This window comes from Hydrocoleum sp. CS-953 (genome assembly GCF_002260545.1).
In the GTDB taxonomy this organism is placed as follows: Bacteria; Cyanobacteriota; Cyanobacteriia; order Cyanobacteriales; family Microcoleaceae; genus Trichodesmium.
This window is the reverse complement of the sequence record NZ_LGSU01000163.1, coordinates 1-2320: the sequence shown is the minus strand read 5'-3', so window position 1 is coordinate 2320 and position 2320 is coordinate 1. Positions and strand designations below refer to the sequence as shown.

The 2320-nt window shown below is 31.0% G+C and carries 3 protein-coding genes; all 3 read right to left on the bottom strand.

Annotated features, from left to right (window positions below):
* Positions 1-11 precede the first annotated feature (11 nt).
* The gene (locus tag AFK68_RS01275) at positions 12-647 is read right to left on the bottom strand and encodes a hypothetical protein (protein WP_094671008.1); all 636 of its coding nucleotides are present in this window, start codon (positions 645-647) and stop codon (positions 12-14) included.
* 80 nt (positions 648-727) lie between these two features.
* The coding region (locus AFK68_RS44015; protein WP_371357187.1) for an HNH endonuclease domain-containing protein at positions 728-1005 on the bottom strand (278 nt) is incomplete at its 3' end.
* Between the two features lie 699 nt (positions 1006-1704).
* On the bottom strand, positions 1705-2320 hold a 616-nt coding region (locus AFK68_RS44010), incomplete at both ends, for a DUF262 domain-containing protein (protein ID WP_371357186.1).

Here is a 2320-nt window from a genome sequence, read left to right as displayed (position 1 = left end):
AATTTTATACCTTAATAAAAATCCCTAGTCAAAACTATAAAATCATTGGCAGAAATTTTTCTAGTAGTCTGAACAAACCATGACCAATTAGAACGATCTTCACGCCCTAAAAAAGCATCTAACTTATTCCTTAAATCCTCATCCAAAACTACAGGAGTATCCAAATATAAACAAGGTTTTTCTAACTCAAAAACCCAAGGATACTTATCAGAATTAAAAATTTTAGGATGATTCAACTTTTCTGGTTTAGTTTTAACTAAAGCATGAGCAACAATACCCTTGCTAGAAGCATAAAAACAAATATTATCCCCAGATTTAATGCTTTTTCGACCAGGAGTTTTATATCCAAAAGCATAAATCTGTTCTTCACCAACCAAAAACTTAATTTGTTCAGAAGCAGAACGTTTCTCATTAGCAGCAACTGGAGTTAACCAATATGTCACCTCATCCTCAGAAACAGCTTCCAACTCCTCAATAGGTTCAGCTAAAGAAACAATTTCTTGTAATTTTTTTTGCATAACTTTCTGACGAGAATTTCTAAAACTAATAAAATCATTATTTTGCATTGCTGCATACCCATCCTCATCAATAAAATGACTAGCTAAAGTTTCTAAAAGCTGCTCTTCATTAACACCATGTTTAGCCAAACAATCATTTAAAAAATCCGCCGGAAGTTTATTACTTTTACACCTATTAGTTTTTCGGATCCGTTTTGATTACATGAGGNTCATCAATAAAATGACTAGCTAAAGTTTCTAAAAGCTGCTCTTCATTAACACCATGTTTAGCCAAACAATCATTTAAAAAATCCGCCGGAAGTTTATTACTTTTACACCTATTAGTTGTTTGAGAAATTAAAGTTCGATTCAGAATACTATCAACTAAATTATCATACTTTTCACTATAAATAGACTTAGGAAAAATATGGTCATCTTGACACTTATTAATTTCCGCAGGTTGCCCTGTTAAAAAATCTTTAGAACCTTCACAAGCAATTAACCCCATTAATCCTCTATATAAAGTTGTATAACTTTCCTCAGTCTTTAAATCAAAACTTTGAACAGATAATTTTTGTAACCATTCTGGTGCATTTCCCTGATTATCTATCCATCCACTAACATTTTGAAAATCATAATAAATTTTGCTATCTACAGCATTGTCATAACGCTGACCTAAAATACATCCCCAATAAAAACAATCTAACTTTTGATAAGCTTCAGCACCAGCAGAAATTCGATTTATTTTATTTAATAAAGCAGCTAAAGGAACAATTAAAGTAGTATAAGGAATCCACTTAGAATCAAAGGCTCCATACACATTAATTAATCGTTGATAAGCTGTTACTATTGACTTAACTGCTTCATTCCATAACTCTTTAAATAATTCTCCTTCTATGTATATTGTCATTTTTAATAAGTTACCTTTTTTTGGTTCTTTACCTTGCCTCAAAGCAATTAGTCTGAGTAAAAATTCTGGTTTAATTAAATCTGTAACTTTCGGATGATTATTTTGAACTTTCTCCCATAAGTCTCGTAAATTTACTCCTTTTTTATAAAGATTTGCTACAGCTAAATCAAAAAGAGAAAGACTAGCACCAGTACGATTAATTCGCTCAAAAATATTGACAATATCTTCTTCTCTTGTTTCAGGAGATAAAGAAATAACAGGAACCATAAATTTATGGAGCCTATTATAGTTTTCGGNCTAAATCAAAAAGAGAAAGACTAGCACCAGTACGATTAATTCGCTCAAAAATATTGACAATATCTTCTTCTCTTGTTTCAGGAGATAAAGAAATAACAGGAACCATAAATTTATGGAGCCTATTATAGATATTTACCAATAATTCTTGTTCTTTATCCTCCCAAATATCTTGTTCTCGATATAGCCACTTATTAAAACTATTAGAATCTCGTAATATAGAAAAAGGTAAGGCTTTGTGTTGTTTCACTAATTCATCGTATTCTTTTCTTCTACGGCTATCGCGTTCAGATATACCTATAACTGCATTTTCTAAATCATTATCTAAAACTGACTCTAAACGTAAATAAAAACGATAAGGATTTTTAGCTCCTTTTAGAGGTTGATTAGGTTCATAAAGTGCATAATATAGAGAAGTAATACGTTGTTGACCATCAAGAACTAACCTTATATTTTCTGTGACATTAGGTTTATTTGTCATTCCTTCCACAAATCTAAAAGGAAACATTGGGTTTTTACTAGGGGTGTCTAACATCAGAAATATTCCGATAAAATAACCCTGCAACAAAGAAGTTAGTAAATCTTGAATGTCATCTTTTTTCCAAACAAAAGACCTTTG